An 18,060-nucleotide genomic window follows, 5' to 3' on the forward strand; every position below is an offset into this window, starting at 1 on the left:
GTTTATTCCCCTTTCTTTTACTTAAAGAGAATATTACGTGATAGAAATAAAGATCATATGCAGACGGAGTGCAGATCAAATAAAAAAAACGCAGAACGTGAAGTTCTACGCTTCCATCTTCCTATTCAATTCAAAATAGAACAGTACACCGTCCTCGGTATTAACCGCACCATAGCGCACTCCATGTAGATCTAAGATTTGCTTGGATATCGCAAGCCCCAGTCCAGTGCCGCCGGTTGAACGATGACGGGAGCGTTCGCCGCGATAAAAGCGATCCCATATTTTTTCTATCTGATCTTTCGGAATGTGGGTACCTTTATTTTCAATGCATATTTTGACGGTTTCACTTTTTTTCGCTATCGAAAAGTAGATATTCTCGCCTTCCGGTGTATAACGGATTGCGTTCGTGAGGAAATTCACGACGACTTGCTCGATCCGCAGCGGATTCGCGACGACTTCGGCAGGGACGAAGTGGGTATGCAGCTGCAGCTGTTTGTCATCGATACTTGGGGCCAGCTTCTCACACACGCGCTCCAGCACAGTATCGATACGGAATGGGGCCATCTCCATTTTATAAGTACCGGACTCGTATTTTGCAAGCTCCAGCATATCCGCGATCAGCAAATCCATCTTCTTCACTTCGGCTTTCATGGCAGCAAAGTAATACTCGCGTTTCCGGCTTTCAGGCTTGTCTTCTAGAATATACAGGCAGCTCTCGATAACGCTGAGCGGGGTCTTCAATTCGTGAGATACGCCAGCGATGAACTCTTTTCGCGTCTGCTCCAGCCGCCTTTCTTGCTCAATATCCTGCTCAAGTCGGATAATATGGACATGCAGCAAGCTCGAAAGCTCATTGATGCTATTGGACAAGCTGCCGATCTCGTCGTCGGTTGTTACCGGAATTCGTTCGGAAAAGTCCAGGTTGGCCATTCGTTGTGTCGCGGCGTTCATGCGGAGCAACGGACGGGCAATGTGACGGGCATAATAAAAGGAGGCTGATACGACGAGCAGCAGAGCTCCTAACGCAATGTAGCCGTAATAATCACGCATCACTCCCGTAGCCTCGTTCACGGGTTGAAGCGAGGTCATGGCAAACAGGAACTCGACGTTTCCTGCAAGATCTGGCAAGCGCTTCACGAATATTTTGTATGGGACGTTGTTTTCCTCGTAATCGATGACGGTATCGCTATTGTCGCTGAAATCTCCGTAGAGCAGATCAGACTGAAAAGCCTTTATCCGTTCCAGAAATAAATGGTTCGTATATCGTGATTCTTCGGCACCCTCGGGTGTCTGAACTTGCATAACGGTACCGTATATTAGAACGCTGGGGTAACGATCATGATATTCGGTGGGACTCTTGAATCTTGCGACGACATCGTATTCCTTACGGACGAATGGTCCGTTTTCTAACCGGGCTTCTCCTCGCAAATCAGTGGCTCTTTGACCGATACGCTGCGGAAAGAATTGGTCATTAATCAGGAGGCCTTCGATGGCGATACGTACCCCTGGTGTGACGAGGAAATCAGGCCGAAGTGGATTGTCGTCCCTGAGATCTTCCACATTCATCACCGTATACAAGGGAATGTTGAGCATCTTGCCGGATAGGGCAGGAGTATTCGCGGAGTTCTCCAAGCGTACCTCTGCTTCGAAGTTGTCCGTATATTTCAGGTTGCCATCGTTGTCTAGTCTGGTGATCCAGGTGTTATACTTTTGATAAAATTGTTGCTCGTTCCTAAATTCGGTTAGAACATCCTGTGTGTTTGTCCAATCTTCTTCGGAAGCTGTCTGGAGCGCATTTTGGACACTCTCGACCTTTTGATGCACATAAAATTGTTTGAAAAATACAGTTTGGCCTATAAAGAGGCCAGCGATAATAAGTGTGCACAAGCCAATCGTCAGCAGAAACAGCTTAAAGACGATGCTTTTTCTCATGGCTGCTCCTCGAATTTGTAGCCTGAGCGAACAACAGTGACGATCCTTGTCGCGTGCTCGCCCAATTTGGAACGCAGATTTCGAATATGACTGCTGAGCGTACGATCGTCACCGGCATAATCGTAGCCCCAGATATTCGTGATGAGTTGCTCTCTTGTGATAATGATGCCTTTGTTCTTCAATAGACAGGCTAATATTTCGAATTCCGTATGTGTCAGGCTACATGGTTGTCCATCTAGCGTGACAGTTCGGGAGGGGAGATGGAGCATGATCATCCCGCCAGATAGCATATCCCCCGCATCACGGTGTTGCCGGCTTTCAAGTAGCCGCTTCGACCGAGCCAGCAGGATGGGTGGGCTGCAGGGCTTGACGACGTAATCGTCCGCACCCAGCTCAAATCCTAGAAGTGTGTCGTCCTCGTCTGATCGGGAAGTCAACATCAATATCGGGACGTTCGATGTCTTGCGAATCCGCCGACAGACAGACCACCCGTCAATTTCTGGTAGCATAATGTCCAGAATAATCAAATCAATTTTATGGTCTTGAAACAGCTCCAAGGCCTGGCTTCCATCGCTGGCCTCTAACACTTGGTATCCTTCATCCAACAAATACTCCTTCATAATTTCACGTAGTATTTGCTGATCTTCCACGATCAAGATCGTTCTCGACATGTCGTCCCCCTCGGTTAGGTTCTATAAGCACGATGTTACCATGTTTAAGAGGATGCCTCAATTTAACTAGAGAAAGAGTAGAGGGAAGGACCCAATGAACGGATCGATTTGAATCGCCCATGAAAGGGCTGAGTAAAAAGCTAGTCCATGAGGGGTTGAATATCGGCTAGAATTGTGTATAATTCAAAGGACAATTGAATGATGAATGTTTTCTAGGGTTCCGCGGCGCTCGCGTCGGACTGGTCCGAGAGAAAACTCACAGCATCGCGCTGTGCCACGGAGGGATAAAAGCCTGGGAGATGAACTGCTTAAGCAGCAGTTAACTCCTGGGCTTTTTTTGTTGTCTGCGGCGTCTTCTTGCTGCATAGCCCTCTATGACATTGTTCAATATATCGATATCTAGGAGGCGATTTATCATGAACAAAACCTGGTTGTCTGTCATTATTGCTGCATTATTTGAGGTGGGCTGGGTCATCGGCCTGAAGCATGCTACCGGTATACTGGAATGGGGCCTTACACTGATTGCCATCATCATCAGCTTCTCGCTCATGATTGCAGCCGCTCGCTCACTTCCGGTAGGGACTGTATACGCTGTATTCGTAGGCCTGGGTACAGCCGGGACGGTCTTGGCCGAGATTATTCTATTCGGATATCCGGTACAGGCTGGCAAGCTAGTACTGATCGGTGTCCTCTTACTAGGTGTCATTGGGCTTAAAATGCTAAGCAAGTCCACGCAGAAGGAGGTGCACTAAACCATGAACTGGTTGTTTCTTATTCTTGCAGGTATATTTGAAATGCTAGGTGTACTGATGATTAATAAGCTTCATCGAGACTGTAATGCGCTTTCATTGATTTTGCTGGTGGCAGGCTTTGGACTGAGCTTCTTGTTCCTTACTATGGCTATGGGCACGCTGCCTATGGGGATCGCCTATGCAGTGTGGACGGGAATTGGAGCCGCTGGCGGTGCGATTCTGGGGATGATCTTCTATGGCGAGCCGCGCAACATCCTAAGAATTCTATGTATAGTGATGGTACTTGGTTCGGCTGTGGGGCTAAAGTGGGTGAGCTAGCTTGAATAGGAGCAGGTGCTTGTAAAATAAATTTACTTGTACCCTTGACCAGTAACTGAAGTAACTTACCCAGATCAATGTGAGTATAGAGCCACTGTAAATGGGTAGCCCTGTCGACGACGGCTAAGCTTGTTGTGCTGCTTAATGAACACACACAGCTGATGACAGCAAGCAGATGACAACAGGGGAAAAGGAGAAGGAAGCAAACATAGCTTCCCTCTCCTAATTCACCTTAGCGATACCTAGGTATCGCTAGGGCAAGTGCTGAGTATTAATGGCGTCCCATATAGGAGGAGCCCATTCCGCTGTTATTGTTGGAATAGCTGTGCAGGCCACTGTTCATGCCTTGGTTGTTCTGAATCGCTGCATATTGATGCTGCTGATTGGAGTAAGCTTGAGCCTGGGATACCGAGTTGGACAGCTGCTGAGCGATCGAGGAGATTTGTTGCAATTGTTGAATCGCGACCTGATGTCCTTGAAGCGCATGCTGAATCGTCTGTGCAGCCTGATGCTCACGTTGTGCAAGCTGCTCCAACTGGGCAGCATTGCTTTGCTCCTGACGCAGCAATTGCTCATATTGCATGGAAGCTTGTTGTGTCTGTTGTGTCAACTGCTGTACGAGCTGTGAAATTTGTTGGGATGACATGTTCGAATTCATGACTTACCTCCGTTGTAGATGTGTATTGGGTTCACCGGACCTAGTATGGCTTTATCAGGAAATGAATTATGCATGTTCAACGTAATTTCTCATGTACCACGGGAATAAGCAAAAAGCTCCGCTACGCCAACGCCTCTCATGTGAAGAGAGACGGGCATAACGGAGCTTATATACACATAGTTCAAGCTAAGCGCATAAGATCAATTCGTGATTCGCGCTAGTCTTGCCTTAGGAGGCGCAGCCTTCACAGGCTACATAATTATCTCCCACTTGCTTGCTGATCGCAGTAAGATTCCCCAGTCGAATATCGCTTTCGTCTGTGAATTCCAGATCGGCAATGCGCGGAAGGATGAGCTCAGCAGCCTCTTCCTTGCTGGTCGCCATTTGGCTGAATTCAGAAGCCTCTCCAGTCGAGATGACCTCATAAGTAAATGTATATCTTAATGTCTCCATCGTGTATAACACACTCCTTTCCGAATCCTATCATAGCATCTCTATCACTTGCTTCCAAGAGCGAAGAATATGAATGGGTACTGAGGCACCACAATCTATCTGTGTGACAAATGTCACATTATAGACCATTTTAGAGTGATCTCGATCACAAAACAGGCGTCTAGGCTTTTCTATACTTGGTTACAACCAAGAGCGAAAGGATGCGAAAGGATGCTAACTCAGCAAACGATTGCTACGATTAAATCTACTGTTCCTGTCATGGAGGTCTACGGTACACAGATTACTTCTACCTTTTATAAACGCATGTTCGCGGCTCATCCTGAGCTGCTGAATATTTTCAATCACGCCAACCAAAAGCAGGGGCGTCAGCAAGCAGCTTTGGCTAATGCAGTCTATGCTGCGGCCAAGCATATCGATCAATTGGAGGCCATCCTGCCTGTCGTCAGACAAATTGCTCACAAGCATCGCAGTTTGGGCATTTTGCCCGAGCATTACCCGATTGTAGGCGAGCATTTGCTCGCGGCTATTGCCGAAGTACTCGGCGAACAGGCAACAGAGGAGATCCTGCAGGCTTGGGCAGAGGCCTATGGTGTAATTGCCAATGTCTTCATTAGTGTGGAGGCTGAACTATATCAAGAAGCTGAAGCGAAGAAGGGAGGCTGGTCCGGATTCCGGTCCTTCCGTGTGGAGCGCAAAGTACGGGAAAGTGAAGTGATTACTTCCTTCTATCTGGTACCTGCGGATGGTGGTGCACTCCCTTCCTTCCAGCCAGGGCAATATATTAGCGTCAAAATGAACATCCCAGATGATACGTATACCCATATTCGCCAATACAGCCTGTCGGATGCACCCGGAAGACCTTATTACAGAATATCAGTGAAGAGGGAGGATGCCTACGAGGAACGACCGGCAGGAAAAATATCGACGTATCTGCATGAGCAGGTAGCTGAAGGAGATGTACTGGAGCTATCAGCGCCAGCTGGGGAGTTCGTATTGGATGAGCAGGACAGTCGACCTGTAGTCTTGATTAGTGGAGGAGTAGGGCTGACTCCGATGATGAGTATGCTAAATACGTTGTCTGAACGATCTCCATCGCGAGCAGTGACCTTCATCCATGCAGCCAAGAATAGTCAATATCATGCCATGCGCGAGGCTGTTGAGGAGTTGACACTTGCCCATGCAAATTATCAGGCACACTGGGTATATGCTGCTCCATCGGAGGAGGATCGCTCGGCTAGTCGATATTACAAGGAAGGTTATATCGATCTGGATTGGCTGCGAGGCGTTATACCGGATCAAGAGGCGGCTTTCTATTTCTGCGGCCCAGTCCCGTTCATGAAGACGGTGTATCAGGCATTGCGGGCATGTGGGGTGCCTGATCAGGATATTCACTTTGAATTCTTCGGTCCTGCTGCGGATCTGCAATAACTATCATCTGTGGGTGCGAACACCCGTATTTTAAGATTTTTCAGCTGTCAGATATAGTTGCTTATTACACTTGCCCATCATGCATCTTCTTATTACGATATTCCAATAAGCTTGACAGAGGGTCCCGCGAGCCAATTATTGGTTGGTGGGACCTCGGTTTTTAACAACGAATACGGCACCTCTATCTTTTTCCATATTTCCTTATGAATAGCGCTGCAAGAAAGAACTCACCAATTGGGGATTGGTCATCTGAGCTGCAGATTGATTTTCCAATTCCTCAGCCTGGTCATCATCCGTCATCGACATGAAAAAGATAATATCTTCTTTGGATTGTCCATATTGTGTAAGAAGTGCATCATCCGTCTCTAGAACTACCTTGGCTATGATTTTGACCATTTCATCTCTGTAGTCCGAGACATTCTCGGTAGCATTCAAGAATCTGCTGATATGGTTAAAATGTGCTGCATCACCATATTGGTATTCACTGATTCCCCATCTGTAATAGCTCACATCCTCCTCGGAATCGCAAAGGTCCTGAGCCTTCATGCTCGCTAGGTGTCTGGCAAGCGATTCTTCCGTATTCACAGCCAGGAACAAGGTGACAAAATCGCTGTCTGTCCCGAATGCACAGGCGTAAACCTTCTCATCCTTCACTTCTTCCAGCGTTTTCTTAAGATCGTCTATGAATCCTGCTCTAAATCTGTCCTCAAACTCGGTTAAAAAATCGCTCATACGATTCACAACACCTTTCTTATAACTGGGCTGGCTCATATTGCTCCTTCAGTCGCTTCATATCCGCAATAGGTGGTGCCCCGAACATGCGGGCGTACTCACGACTGAATTGGGAGGGACTTTCATAGCCTACTCGAAAAGCGACATCTGCTGCACCAGCCGATTCGGACATGAGCAGACGACGCGCTTCCTGAAGTCGTAGCTCCTTCATAAATTGAAGCGGGCTCATGGCGGTCACCTCTTTGAAATTACGGTGAAACGTAGATACACTCATGTTGGCAATCTGTGCAAGCTCGTCTACCCGCAGTGGCTCATCATAGTGCTGGGTGATTTGCTCGATTGCATTTCTGATACGATAGGTACTGCTTCCTTCCAGAGCAATCTGGGCAAGACGGGCACCATGCGGTCCCTGTAGCAGCCGATACAGAATTTCTCTCGTAATCATGGGGGCCAGGAACGGAATATCCTTGGGACTGTCCAGCAACCGGGCGAGTCTCAGTGTGGCATCCAGCAATTCAGCTTCGATCTGCCCTACAAATAAAGCACGCTTCGATTCTTCCTTGGAGCTTAGCTGAATATCCGCTTCCGTCAACGTGTCCATAATCTGATGATGCGTAAATTCCAGCTTGAAGCTCAAGTAGGGGGCGTCGGGCGAGGCGTTAATGACTTGTCCCACGACAGGCAGGTTCAGCGACGCAATCAGATAATCCGCAGGATTATACACAAATCGCTCCTGTGCCAGCAAGACCTGCTTCGAGCCATTGGCAATGACACAGAAGCATGGCTTATATACACCGTAGTCCGGCTCCGTCATGGAGGAATAACGGACGAAGTATAAGGAGGGAACGGCTGTCTCCTGACTACCTTCCCTATGACAATGTCGCTCCATCAGCTCGGCGAGCTCAGCTTGCTGCTGATGCAATTCATTCGTCATGATGACCTCCTGTGATCGTTAATCAGCTCTATTATAATCGAATCGGGAACGCTATATGAATAGTTGTGAGAGGATTAGGCAAGGAATTAATACAATCAAGATAACAGTCTCCTCATGAAATTCGGCATAATTAGATCATAGCAGTGAGCAATTGTTAGATGTTGAAGAGCAGTAATTATATTTTTGACCACAATGATACAAGGGAGTGTGCATGTAATGGAATACGTAAAGCTTGGCAATACAGGTCTGGATGTCTCTCGGATTTGCCTGGGATGTATGGGCTTTGGCGACCCTTCACGCTGGATTCACCCATGGGTGCTGGATGAGGAGCATAGTCGTCCTGTCATTAAAAAAGCATTGGACATGGGCATTAACTTTTTCGATACTGCGAATGTCTACTCCCTAGGAGCTAGTGAAGAGGTGCTGGGCCGTGCCCTCAAGGATTATGGCCAACGGGATGAGCTCGTCATCGCTACGAAGGTGCATGGACGGATGCATGAAGGGCCTAACGGTGGCGGGCTTTCCCGCAAAGCAATTATGAGTGAGATCGACAAAAGCTTGAAGCGTCTGGGGACGGATTATGTGGATTTGTATCAAATTCATCGTTGGGATTACACCACTCCTATTGAAGAGACGATGGAGGCTTTACATGATCTCGTCAAAGCTGGAAAAGTCCGCTACATCGGAGCATCGGCTATGTATGCATGGCAATTCCAGAAGGCTCTGTATGTGGCTGAGCGTCATGGCTGGACAAGATTCGTCTCCATGCAGAATCACCTCAACCTGTTGTACAGGGAAGAGGAGAGAGAGATGCTTCCACTCTGTAGAGAGGAGCAAATTGGTGTGATCCCTTACAGTCCACTGGCATCTGGCAGATTGACCCGCGACTGGGAAGTTACAACGCATCGGTCCGAGACAGACCAGATTCAGAAATCCAAATACGATGCGACTGCAGATACGGATCGTGTTATTGTGGAGCGTGTAGCGGAGATTGCGGAGAAACACGGTGTACCGCGTTCACATATTGCCCTGGCCTGGCTGCTGCAAAAGCAACCTGTCTCGGCCCCGATCGTCGGTGCTACAAAAGACTCTCAGCTGGAGGATGCCGTAGCTGCACTTGATGTAACACTGACACCGGAAGAAGTCACCTATCTGGAAGAGCCGTATGTACCGCACCCGGTTGTGGGAGCTATCGCTCCTAAATAAATCGGATAGATGAATAGTCCAGCACTCGCGAACCTCAGAGCTGTAATAGCTTTGAGGTCTGCTGTTTTTGTCTACATGGTATTGGTCGTCTATCCCTATGTTGTTTGTGTGGAGGCTAATTAATCATAAGGACTTGGATTGATCGTCAGGAACGCTTGTTCTATAATGAATAGAGCTAGACATGATGGGGGCGTGGAAATATGAATATCGATATTCCTAAAATTCAGATTGACCAGCTTGAGCTTGCAGAACTGCAAGTGCTGGAGTCCAGAGTCGAATATCACAATCTGATCATTGAGCATGTCACCCTTGAGCAGCAGGAGGCCGTCAAGACCTCCTTCGATAAGGTGCTGTTCAGAGACGTGACCATTTGTGAATCTACTTTGGAACACTTTGAGTTTACAGATGTGATTTTTGAAAACTGTGATTTCTCAAACGTAAATCTATCACACGCCTTCATGCACCGTACGTATTTACGGAATTGTAAATGGATGGGGACGGATTTTGGCAGCAGCCGCTTGCAGCATGTTCGATTTGAGTCGTGCGTGGGGGATTATGCGTATCTCCGCTTCTCTACGTTGAAGCGAGTGATGTTCGATGAGACCTCACTCGTACATGCGAATCTGGCTGATCTGACCACGAAGGATATTGAACTCAGACAATGTCATCTGAACCATGCAGTGCTGAGCGGGACCAAGCTGAACCAGATTGACCTTAGTGATTGCAGCTTTGATGAGTTAATGGTTGAGATTGAGGATTTGAAGGGCTGTATCATTTCTCCATATCAGGCGTCTACTTTTGTGGGCCTGTTAGGTATGACAATTAAATAGAAAGGGGAGTGGGCGCGAATGTACCAGCATGTGAATCAGGTCTATGATGATGTGGATTTCAGCAGTCAGCAGCTAAGAGATGGGGAGTTAATCAGCTGTACCTTCAAGCGCTGTAATTTTGCTGCGGGATCACTGGAGGAGATCGTGACAACCAACTGTCGCTTTATCGAATGCAGCTTCCGTGGTGCGTCATTGAACGGCTCTATACATACTGAATCAGCCTTTGAGAATTGCAGCTTTATTGAAGCGAATCTCTTCGTAAGTAAATTCGATAATTGCAAGATGACAGGCTCGGATTTCTCGGGTGCGAATGTGGATGGGATTACGATTCTGCTCGGAGACTGGTCTTATACGAACTTGAGGTACGCACGGCTGGCTAAGCAAGATTTACGAGGAGTACGTTTTGATGAAGCTGATCTATCCGCGAGCAATCTGGAAAAGGCCGATCTGAGAGACTGTGAGCTCACGAAGGCTGTCCTGGCACAGGCCAACCTGCAGGGGGCGGATCTCAGAGGAGCTAATATGAGCGGGGTGGATTTCACGGCATTCTCTGTTAAAGGTGTGCGAATGGATCGGGAGCAAGCCGCGCTGTTGGCTACCGCCCTTGGGGCCAAAATCGGTTGATGCTCCTTGGTTGAGCCGCTGCAAGCGGGGAGCCCTGTCGGCCACTGTTAAGCTTGCTGTTCTTTTGAACGAAGTTGACAAACGGATGAACAACAAGCTTAAAGGTGGCCACTTCGTTTCTCTAGGGCTTCCCCGCTTTCCGCTAACCACGCTCTCTGCAGATCATTCAAACCAGAAATCGTATTCCAGTCAAGGTAATAGTCTGCTATCTAATTAATTTGCTAGGTTGTAGTTTGGTCCAATCGGTAAAAGCCAATAGAGCAGCATTCTCTAATGAAGAATCGCTGCTCTATTTTATTTTTTTTATAGATAATAGGATCATTCTGTTTAAACACGATTGGCACAATGCTCTGTGCGCGGAGTGTTCTCCCAAAGTGACTACGTACATCCTACCACATCGACAATCTGACTCTGGTTAGACCTCATATCCATAAGCTTCGAACTGCGTGAGCGCAGGGAAGAGGGCAGGATCATCGGATTTAATCAGCTCGCCCAGCTTGACCCACTCCACAGTCTTCGGCTCGAACGTGATGGACTGTGCTTTGCCCGACTTGATCAGACTCGGTGTCAGGACACTTCCGTCGGAGAAGGTCAAGGTGACTTTCTCCCAATAATTATCATGAGGGAAATCAGCACGAAGGAATAATACGATCTTGTCAATCTTTACGCTACGACCAAAATCAAGGGTGAATTCTGCATCTGCTTGCTGGTTAATCCCCCAGGACTCAAACGGCCACTCGCCGTGCGAGTACGTTACGGTGTTGCCGTTGATCGCATTGCGAGCAGCGAACACAGCCTCACCGCGGGTCTCTACGTTGGCTGAAGCATGTGGGAACAAGGTGCTGTTGGTATGATGATCATAATCGTTTCTAGCTAGATTCTTATAGGCTGCGATTTCTTCAGCGGTCGCCACTCGTGCTGTAAGCAGATGAAGCTCACCGGAGAAGGATTTTGGTGAATAGGATGTTTTCTTCTCTGCGAAAGGAATCAGAAGACGATACTCCTGTCCGCTACAATACACAAAGGTCTCGCTCATGGCATCGTCCAGCTGGATATACAAATAGGAGTGGGCCGCGGAGCTTCTCAGCACAATAGAATCGCCGGGCTGATAAGCTTGGGCATACACCAGATGTGTCTTCTCGGAATCCGTGTGCTCTGCAAGGATATTTCCTTCCGCATTTTGTACTTCAATCGTTAGCTTCGTCATAGTACACCTCATAAGTTACCAACCTATTTATTCTGCTATGGATCAGGCCGGAATTTAATAAATCGCTTCCAATATAGCATGCCACTGTCTCGAAAAGTCCCGCTCTGTATCACAAAAATCACGTTTTATTGTTCAGTTAAAGTGGGGTAGTTTGCTTTCCTTGGTCTTCATTCTGAACTTCAGAGGAGTCAGACGATAGGTTCGCTTGAAGCAGGCTATGAAGTGCGACACATTCTGAAACCCGATCTGATTGGCAATCGCTTCTACCGGCTGCGAGGTCGTCTCCAGCAGGTGGGCTGCCACCTTAATTCGCTTGGCTGCTAGATACTCACTCAGGTTGCTACCGGTCTCCTTTTTGAACAGACGGGATACATAGGACCTTGTCAAGTGCAGCTCATGTGCGAGTTTGTTCAATATATCTGATTCCATGTAATGCGTCTCAATCCAGTTCATAATAATCTCCGAATACTCTTCTGGGCGCCGACCCAGAGAGGGCTTGGCCTCTGATATGGGGATCAGCTTTTCCATTGCCGTCAGTAGCCTCAGCATGAAGACAGTAATCTCCTCCTGAGAGGCACCCCGATCTGTATGAGCCAGTTGCTCGTAATCTGTCATACATTGCGCGAATTGCTCCAGTTCCTCCCCCAGATCCAATGCACGTTCGATGTCACTGGCGTAGCATAGGCGGTCAAACAACTCACGTCGCCGCGGAAAATCATGCAGATATTGTTCAATATAAGGATGATTCAGATGAATGACAGCTCTCTCATATGCGCAATCGTCTGTTATTTTGGCATATACCTTATGAATCTCGAAGGGCTGAAATACAAAGAGCATACCCTTTCTAATCTGATAGGTCTGATTATTCATGACGACGATGCCGTCACCGTTGTAGACAATCAACAGCTCACAGCATTGATGCCAATGATAGAAGCTAATGTTTGGAGTTCGTGTCACATGGCGATCCGTCCATACGATGGGTGCGCCGTGAAATGCTACTGATTCAAACCCAAGAGACATACTGTAGCCCACTTCCACTAGAATTTGCTTTTAGTGTAGCACTGATGATAGCGTTATCACAAGTGAAATGAACCGTTATTTCTGTTGCATAAATCCACACTTTTCAAGATTCTAGCGTGCTATACTGAGGTCGCTAATCGAGTCCAGCGGACTTTTAACGTTTTGTTATAGTCCTATACGCTCATATGGATGTAGGGCTACCGCAGTTGGACGTAAAAATATATGAACGAAGGTGGGGCTGTGCTCTATGCTGACATTGGATCAATCTACGGAATGGCTGCAGGATGTGCTGCAAAGAATGACAGACAAAATGGATTGGGTAAGTGACAAATCCAAAGATAAAATTCCATATACCACGATTCAGGGCGAGCATGATGATCGGGGCACCTGGAATCCCAGCGGTACAGCCGACAATGGCATCAGCTGGTGGACGAACGGCTTCTGGGGCGGTATGCTGTGGCAGATGTATCACGTTACTGGTGAGGAGAAGTACAAGGAGTATGCCAACCTTTTGGAGGATAAGCTTGATTCGTGCTTTGAGCAATTCTACGGGCTGCATCATGATGTAGGGTTCATGTGGCTGCCGACCAGTGTGGCAAACTATCAATTAACAGGCAACCCCAATTCACGTAAAAGGGCACTTCATGCCGCCAATCTCCTCGCTGGACGCTACAATCCAATCGGGGAATTCATCCGTGCGTGGAACGATCTTCCGAATGAAGATACCCGCGGTTGGGCAATTATCGACTGTATGTTCAATATTCCACTCCTGTACTGGGCCAGCGCAGAGACTGGAGATCCTCGTTTCAAGCACATCGCCATGAAGCATGCAGACACTGTGATGAGCAGCTTCGTCCGACCCGACGGCTCTGTCCATCATATTGTGGAGTTCGATCCTTTCGTGGGTGGCGTGGTCAAAACCTATGGTGGGCAGGGATATGAGGACGGCTCAGCCTGGACACGGGGGCAGACTTGGGGATTGTATGGCTTCATGATGAGCTACAGGCACACAGGCAAGGAAGAGTATCTGCATACCGCCAAGCGCATTGCTCATTATTTTATAGCTAATATTCCAGCAGACGGCATCATCCCGGTTGATTTCAGACAGCCCAAGGAACCAGCCTACGAGGATTCTACGGCTGCCGCTATTGCAGCATGCGGGTTAATCGAAATCTCCAAGGTAGTCGGACCCTATGAAAAGGATCTGTACCTTGGAGCGGCATTGAGATTACTTCAAGCACTAGATGGGAAGCGTACGGACTGGAGCATGGATAACGATTGCTTTCTCAAGAACGGCTCCGCATCCTATCACAACAAGGAGCATCATCAATCAATCATCTACGGTGACTATTACTTTATGGAAGCGATACTGAAGCTGAAGGGTCAGGATCTGTATTTCTGGTAAGAGAGCTTAGTGATGCTATAGCTCAAAAAAGGGGATGCCTCACCAATACTGGTCCGGGCATCCCCTGTAGTGCGTTAGATGTTCCTATGTGATTTTCTCAGTCACTTGCAGATACGGTAGCTGTATCCTACTGAGAGGGAAGATCATAGATCAAAATCTCATCCTTGTATCGCTCCATATCTGCCGGGCTGCATTGTAAGCTCATCCGGGTACCTTCTTCCTCGTGAGACATCGAGGTGACCTCAGCATAGCTCTTGAAGTAGGAGACGATATGGCCCTTATCATACGGAACCAGGATCTCCAGCTGCACTTCATCGTGGAATAAGCGCTTGGTCAGGATGCTCGATAATTCATCAATTCCTATGGCCTGACGTGCAGACAGGTAGATGGCACCCCCCTCAATCCGAGGATAAGATTCATGGGTTAGATCTGCTTTGTTATAGACGATCAACTCCTCAACCTGATCTGCGCCCAATTCACGCAGGGTCTGACGTGTTACTTGAATCTGGGCTTCCTGTTCTGGGTGAGAGGAGTCAACGACGTGCAGCAGCAGATCCGACTCGGCAACCTCCTCAAGGGTAGAACGGAAAGCCTTGACCAGATGATGCGGCAGCCTGCTGACGAAGCCGACGGTATCCGTCAGTACGATTGAGCGATTACCCTGCAGACGAATGCTGCGGGACTTGGTCTCCAATGTGGCAAATAGCATATCATGTGCGAAGACTTGCTTGCCTTGACCGGGATGATATCGTTCCAGCATCGTGTTCAGCAGCGAGGACTTGCCTGCGTTGGTATAGCCTACAAGCGAAACGACAGGCACCTCATTCTTGCGGCGTTGCTTACGCAGCTGCTGACGCCTTGCAGCCAGCTTCGTGAGCTCTGCCTCAAGCATCGTGATTCGCTCCTCAATACGGCGGCGATCCAGCTCCAGTCGAGTCTCACCAGAGCCGCGATTCTTCAATCCAGCCCCGCCCCCTTGGCGTCCCAGGCTCTCACGACTGCCTACGAGTCTCGGCAGCATATATTGCAGTCGAGCCACCTCGACCTGTAACTGAGCCTCACGTGTCTGGGCACGCTCAGCGAAGATCTCCAGGATCAGCATCGTGCGGTCGATAATCCGACAGTCGAGGACAGCCTCCAGATTGCGAATCTGCGAGGGGGAGAGCTCATCGTTGAAGATAACAGCCGGCGAGTCATGTGCCTCCAGCATGGCTTGCAGCTCCTGAAGCTTGCCGCGGCCAATGTAATAAGATGAGTGAAGGCGTTCAGCCTTCTGCGTCAGTTCTCCTACGGGCTGTAGATCGCAGGCTGTCGCCAGATTAGCGAGCTCCTCCATGCCATACTCAAAATCCGTCTGCCGCTGTAATTGAACACCTACGAGTAATACTTTGTTACGCTTTTCTTTCATATATGAATCATCCTTTCTTATTGTCCATTCGGGTAGTACAACTAATGCAGAGCATTCGCCCCCAAGAAGCACAAAAAAACACAGGCAAGGCTGCCTGTGTGCATAAGCAAAAGGAGATCAGTTGGTTGATGGAGTGAACCCATACCGTCACATTCCTAGAAGACGAGTAGCATAGCCAAAGGAGGTTGGTCACCAGATGGTGACTGTACAACCAGCAGCTACTTATTTTGTATAAGCCTTAGATTCTAAGCCTAGTCCAGAAGTGGATATACGGGGGAGTCAGCTTACTAGAATTGCAAGCATAATCATCCGTGGACCAAATGAATTCCTGGACGTGAAGCGTTAGATGAAGGCTATGACTCGTCATTAGCAGGGGAGACGCAGTTCCTCAAGTCATATACAAGGAAGCTAGCAACCCTGCAGAATGGGTAAGTGGACAGACCTATCCTGATTCCTCTGCCTACGGGCAGATCCTTGGGGCAAGTTCTAAATTAGCCACGCAAAGTGCGAATCCGGATAAAATGTATCACACCTAACCCTCCGTTCATGTAAAAGTATACCAAATATAGCATGGGTTACGGCACCTAGTCAATGGGATTAATGAAGAGATGAGGAACTAGTATGAAATGCTACTGAACGTCTCCTTTGAAGGTATACTTGATCAGCTTGGATTCATGGTATTTTGACAGTTGCAGCGGTTATATCCAAGCTATTTTTCGGGTACTGGACCCTAAGCTGTTCTGGATCAACCCGGATTGTGGACTGAAGACACGCGGATTACCTGAGACAAGAGAGTCTTTGCGCAACATGGTAGAGGCTACGGATCGGATAAGAGAAGGCATGCTGGCGCAGCTGAAGACCTAATTCATCACAAAGGAGCTGTTCCTATGCGATATGAATTCATCCACGTATTGTCCAGCACAAAAGACGAACGAATTATTTTTGTTTGATCCAGTGTACATTCTGTGCTGTAGAGACAAACTGAGGTTGAAGATGTATACTGAGGAAAAACATACCAAGGGAGATAGCCATGCACGTTTGTATATCTATATTCAAATTACGATTCATTCTTCTATTAACTATTCTTATGACGATTGGTATCATGCCAACCACATCTATTCGTGCAGAGGTCCCTGTAGTGAACGCATCGTCATCTATTGTGACTGAGCCTATCCTGACAGAGGTATTTGATGTATCGGGCTCTGGGGAGATTGCGTATGTTGTCAGTGCAACCAGTACGACTAGTTTTGCCAACCAGAACCTGCTAATGCTCTATAACCCATCCACACTAACGGAAGCATCCACAATATACACTTCTAACAGTTACATTCTAGATGTTGACTTCTCGGCGGATGGTACCTATGTAGCCTTTCTTGAATCTACCAGATACAATTCCGGGATTACGCGTCTAGTCTCACTGAACTCCGAGCCAACTAGCACAATTCGGGTCATGGATGTAAGAAATAACAAGCTCATTAGCTCGCTTCAAGTCAAGCACATGATAACTGAGATTGATTTTGCACCAGATGGGAAGTCCATTTATTTCCTGCAAGGGGAATTGCTCAAATCACCACGGTTAGATCAAGACAAGGGACTCGTTGGATTTGATGTATATGAGTGGAATCAGGGTGCGAAGTTGGCTACACGTCATTCTCAATTACAGAGCCCTACTATGAATTCATTACAGCTAGCAGCAGATGGACGCTCCTACTATTTGTCAGATACTAATGTCTCTACTCAGCAACCCTATGGATTTAATGAACAGTATAAACAACAGATTAGTAAATTTCCTCTTCATAGTGGGAGCGGGAGCGGTGCGGCTGTCTCTTTCGCCAGACGAGATGAACTGACTGAAGCTGTATGGAATTCCGACGAGACAAAGCTCTACTTCACTTCTTGGGAGTCAAATGACTCAAATGCTAGATTAATCAAGGCACTATATGTATACGACGAGGCCGCCGGCAAGGAGAAGCAATTGACCCATCTCGATGAACATGTCACCAGACCAGTGTCTGTTGGTGATCAGATCTATTTTATGGTAGGTGACTATTCAGCTATTATTTGGGGCCACAAAGAACTATACGCGATGCCGGTTGCTGGTGGGGAACCAGAACGGATAGATCTACCTTATGCGAATTCAAACAAGAATGATGAAAATAATCTAAGTAGGCAGGATAGCTAGTCAGAAGTCATCGTTCCCGAGCCTTTTGCAATATATTCTTAACTGTTTCCAGTAAATGAATTCCCTAATCTAAACCTTCGAGAGCATGCTGCCATGTCGTGAGACATGGAGATGCTCTTGGAGGTGTTTTTTTGTTGCTAGGAGACGTATTTTATTCTTAGCAAAAGTAAGGTACCCGGCAAGTATCCCAATAAGAACGGATTAGAAATAAGATTAAGTATTTACTGTGTTGAAATAGATGGAGTTTTTCTCAAAAAAAGTTATATTATAGTTGTAATCGTTATCATAAAATTGAAAATA

Annotated in this window: 17 protein-coding genes, 1 pseudogene and 1 riboswitch; of the genes and pseudogenes, 9 read left to right on the top strand and 9 right to left on the bottom strand. The window is 47.5% G+C overall.

The window, feature by feature from the left end:
- Positions 1-105: 105 nt before the first annotated feature.
- On the bottom strand, positions 106-1,932 hold the full coding sequence (locus MKX74_RS12385) for a sensor histidine kinase (RefSeq protein WP_018882898.1): 1,827 nt from the start codon (positions 1,930-1,932) through the stop codon (positions 106-108).
- Positions 1,929-2,603 (bottom strand): response regulator transcription factor, encoded by a 675-nt coding sequence (locus tag MKX74_RS12390; protein ID WP_018882897.1) that lies wholly within the window; start codon positions 2,601-2,603, stop codon positions 1,929-1,931. Before MKX74_RS12390 ends, MKX74_RS12385 begins: the two co-directional genes overlap by 4 nt.
- A gap of 201 nt (positions 2,604-2,804) precedes the next feature.
- Positions 2,805-2,904, top strand: a riboswitch (guanidine-I (ykkC/yxkD leader).
- 115 nt (positions 2,905-3,019) lie between these two features.
- Here MKX74_RS12390 and MKX74_RS12395 point away from each other — a divergent pair.
- Together MKX74_RS12395 and MKX74_RS12400 are read left to right on the top strand one after the other, a co-directional pair.
- A complete protein-coding gene (locus MKX74_RS12395; protein WP_341178568.1) occupies positions 3,020-3,355 on the top strand; it encodes a DMT family transporter in 336 nt (111 codons plus the stop codon).
- 3 nt (positions 3,356-3,358) lie between these two features.
- On the top strand, positions 3,359-3,673 hold the full coding sequence (locus tag MKX74_RS12400) for a DMT family transporter (RefSeq protein ID WP_341178569.1): 315 nt from the start codon (positions 3,359-3,361) through the stop codon (positions 3,671-3,673).
- A 271-nt stretch (positions 3,674-3,944) separates the two neighbouring features.
- Here MKX74_RS12400 and MKX74_RS12405 read toward each other — a convergent pair whose 3' ends face one another.
- Together MKX74_RS12405 and MKX74_RS12410 are read right to left on the bottom strand one after the other, a co-directional pair.
- Positions 3,945-4,331 carry a hypothetical protein gene (locus tag MKX74_RS12405; RefSeq protein ID WP_018882894.1) on the bottom strand — a complete coding sequence of 129 codons (387 nt, stop codon included), beginning with the start codon at positions 4,329-4,331 and terminating at the stop codon, positions 3,945-3,947.
- Positions 4,332-4,559: 228 nt separating this feature from the next.
- Positions 4,560-4,784 (bottom strand): hypothetical protein, encoded by a 225-nt coding sequence (locus MKX74_RS12410; protein WP_018882893.1) that lies wholly within the window; start codon positions 4,782-4,784, stop codon positions 4,560-4,562.
- A 210-nt stretch (positions 4,785-4,994) separates the two neighbouring features.
- Here MKX74_RS12410 and hmpA point away from each other — a divergent pair, with 210 nt between their 5' ends.
- A complete protein-coding gene (gene hmpA, locus MKX74_RS12415) occupies positions 4,995-6,212 on the top strand; it encodes an NO-inducible flavohemoprotein (RefSeq protein WP_341178570.1) in 1,218 nt (405 codons plus the stop codon).
- A 201-nt stretch (positions 6,213-6,413) separates the two neighbouring features.
- Here hmpA and MKX74_RS12420 read toward each other — a convergent pair whose 3' ends face one another.
- Complete coding sequence (locus MKX74_RS12420) at positions 6,414-6,983, bottom strand: DUF4303 domain-containing protein (RefSeq protein WP_018882891.1); 570 nt, start codon at positions 6,981-6,983, stop codon at positions 6,414-6,416.
- The gene (locus tag MKX74_RS12425; protein ID WP_341178571.1) at positions 6,964-7,878 is read right to left on the bottom strand and encodes an AraC family transcriptional regulator; all 915 of its coding nucleotides are present in this window, start codon (positions 7,876-7,878) and stop codon (positions 6,964-6,966) included. The genes MKX74_RS12420 and MKX74_RS12425 overlap by 20 nt, the downstream gene beginning before the upstream one ends.
- A 216-nt stretch (positions 7,879-8,094) precedes the next feature.
- On the opposite strand from MKX74_RS12425, the gene MKX74_RS12430 reads away from it, so the two are divergent.
- The 3 genes from MKX74_RS12430 to MKX74_RS12440 all read left to right on the top strand — a co-directional run bounded on the left by MKX74_RS12430 (position 8,095) and on the right by MKX74_RS12440 (position 10,538).
- Positions 8,095-9,084 (top strand): aldo/keto reductase, encoded by a 990-nt coding sequence (locus MKX74_RS12430; RefSeq protein ID WP_341178572.1) that lies wholly within the window; start codon positions 8,095-8,097, stop codon positions 9,082-9,084.
- Between the two features lie 200 nt (positions 9,085-9,284).
- Complete coding sequence (locus MKX74_RS12435; protein ID WP_018882888.1) at positions 9,285-9,914, top strand: pentapeptide repeat-containing protein; 630 nt, start codon at positions 9,285-9,287, stop codon at positions 9,912-9,914.
- A gap of 18 nt (positions 9,915-9,932) precedes the next feature.
- Positions 9,933-10,538 (top strand): pentapeptide repeat-containing protein, encoded by a 606-nt coding sequence (locus MKX74_RS12440; protein ID WP_341178573.1) that lies wholly within the window; start codon positions 9,933-9,935, stop codon positions 10,536-10,538.
- Positions 10,539-10,953: 415 nt separating this feature from the next.
- Here MKX74_RS12440 and MKX74_RS12445 read toward each other — a convergent pair whose 3' ends face one another.
- Both MKX74_RS12445 and MKX74_RS12450 read right to left on the bottom strand, forming a co-directional pair.
- The gene (locus tag MKX74_RS12445; RefSeq protein ID WP_025678341.1) at positions 10,954-11,745 is read right to left on the bottom strand and encodes a DUF7402 domain-containing protein; all 792 of its coding nucleotides are present in this window, start codon (positions 11,743-11,745) and stop codon (positions 10,954-10,956) included.
- Positions 11,746-11,877: 132 nt separating this feature from the next.
- Positions 11,878-12,765 carry an AraC family transcriptional regulator gene (locus MKX74_RS12450; protein ID WP_341178574.1) on the bottom strand — a complete coding sequence of 296 codons (888 nt, stop codon included), beginning with the start codon at positions 12,763-12,765 and terminating at the stop codon, positions 11,878-11,880.
- Positions 12,766-13,012: 247 nt separating this feature from the next.
- Here MKX74_RS12450 and MKX74_RS12455 point away from each other — a divergent pair, with 247 nt between their 5' ends.
- Positions 13,013-14,170, top strand: a complete 1,158-nt coding sequence (locus tag MKX74_RS12455; RefSeq protein WP_341178575.1) for a glycosyl hydrolase family 88 — start codon at positions 13,013-13,015, stop codon at positions 14,168-14,170.
- 127 nt (positions 14,171-14,297) lie between these two features.
- Here the strand turns inward: MKX74_RS12455 and hflX are convergent, their stop codons facing one another.
- Complete coding sequence (gene hflX / locus MKX74_RS12460) at positions 14,298-15,578, bottom strand: GTPase HflX (protein ID WP_341178576.1); 1,281 nt, start codon at positions 15,576-15,578, stop codon at positions 14,298-14,300.
- Positions 15,579-16,289: 711 nt separating this feature from the next.
- Between hflX and MKX74_RS12465 the strand changes: the two are divergent.
- Positions 16,290-16,442 (top strand): annotated as a pseudogene (locus tag MKX74_RS12465) (hypothetical protein); the annotation flags it as partial.
- Between the two features lie 238 nt (positions 16,443-16,680).
- A complete protein-coding gene (locus MKX74_RS12470; protein WP_341178578.1) occupies positions 16,681-17,760 on the top strand; it encodes a hypothetical protein in 1,080 nt (359 codons plus the stop codon).
- Positions 17,761-18,060: the final 300 nt, after the last annotated feature.

Source organism: Paenibacillus sp. FSL K6-1230 (assembly GCF_038002385.1).
In the GTDB taxonomy this organism is placed as follows: Bacteria; Bacillota; Bacilli; order Paenibacillales; family Paenibacillaceae; genus Paenibacillus; species Paenibacillus massiliensis.

What these genes read in the sequence shown, in the direction of transcription:
- MKX74_RS12470 (WP_341178578.1), top strand. Translation starts at nt 16,681, where the DNA reads ATGCCAACCACATCTATTCGTGCAGAGGTCCCTGTAGTGAACGCATCG.
- MKX74_RS12425 (WP_341178571.1), bottom strand. Translation starts at nt 7,878, where the DNA reads ATGACGAATGAATTGCATCAGCAGCAAGCTGAGCTCGCCGAGCTGATG.
- MKX74_RS12435 (WP_018882888.1), top strand. Translation starts at nt 9,285, where the DNA reads ATGAATATCGATATTCCTAAAATTCAGATTGACCAGCTTGAGCTTGCA.
- MKX74_RS12445 (WP_025678341.1), bottom strand. Translation starts at nt 11,745, where the DNA reads ATGACGAAGCTAACGATTGAAGTACAAAATGCGGAAGGAAATATCCTT.
- MKX74_RS12410 (WP_018882893.1), bottom strand. Translation starts at nt 4,784, where the DNA reads ATGGAGACATTAAGATATACATTTACTTATGAGGTCATCTCGACTGGA.
- MKX74_RS12390 (WP_018882897.1), bottom strand. Translation starts at nt 2,603, where the DNA reads ATGTCGAGAACGATCTTGATCGTGGAAGATCAGCAAATACTACGTGAA.
- hmpA (WP_341178570.1), top strand. Translation starts at nt 4,995, where the DNA reads ATGCTAACTCAGCAAACGATTGCTACGATTAAATCTACTGTTCCTGTC.
- MKX74_RS12450 (WP_341178574.1), bottom strand. Translation starts at nt 12,765, where the DNA reads ATGTCTCTTGGGTTTGAATCAGTAGCATTTCACGGCGCACCCATCGTA.
- hflX (WP_341178576.1), bottom strand. Translation starts at nt 15,578, where the DNA reads ATGAAAGAAAAGCGTAACAAAGTATTACTCGTAGGTGTTCAATTACAG.
- MKX74_RS12430 (WP_341178572.1), top strand. Translation starts at nt 8,095, where the DNA reads ATGGAATACGTAAAGCTTGGCAATACAGGTCTGGATGTCTCTCGGATT.
- MKX74_RS12440 (WP_341178573.1), top strand. Translation starts at nt 9,933, where the DNA reads ATGTACCAGCATGTGAATCAGGTCTATGATGATGTGGATTTCAGCAGT.
- MKX74_RS12455 (WP_341178575.1), top strand. Translation starts at nt 13,013, where the DNA reads ATGCTGACATTGGATCAATCTACGGAATGGCTGCAGGATGTGCTGCAA.
- MKX74_RS12405 (WP_018882894.1), bottom strand. Translation starts at nt 4,331, where the DNA reads ATGAATTCGAACATGTCATCCCAACAAATTTCACAGCTCGTACAGCAG.
- MKX74_RS12420 (WP_018882891.1), bottom strand. Translation starts at nt 6,983, where the DNA reads ATGAGCCAGCCCAGTTATAAGAAAGGTGTTGTGAATCGTATGAGCGAT.
- MKX74_RS12400 (WP_341178569.1), top strand. Translation starts at nt 3,359, where the DNA reads ATGAACTGGTTGTTTCTTATTCTTGCAGGTATATTTGAAATGCTAGGT.
- MKX74_RS12385 (WP_018882898.1), bottom strand. Translation starts at nt 1,932, where the DNA reads ATGAGAAAAAGCATCGTCTTTAAGCTGTTTCTGCTGACGATTGGCTTG.
- MKX74_RS12395 (WP_341178568.1), top strand. Translation starts at nt 3,020, where the DNA reads ATGAACAAAACCTGGTTGTCTGTCATTATTGCTGCATTATTTGAGGTG.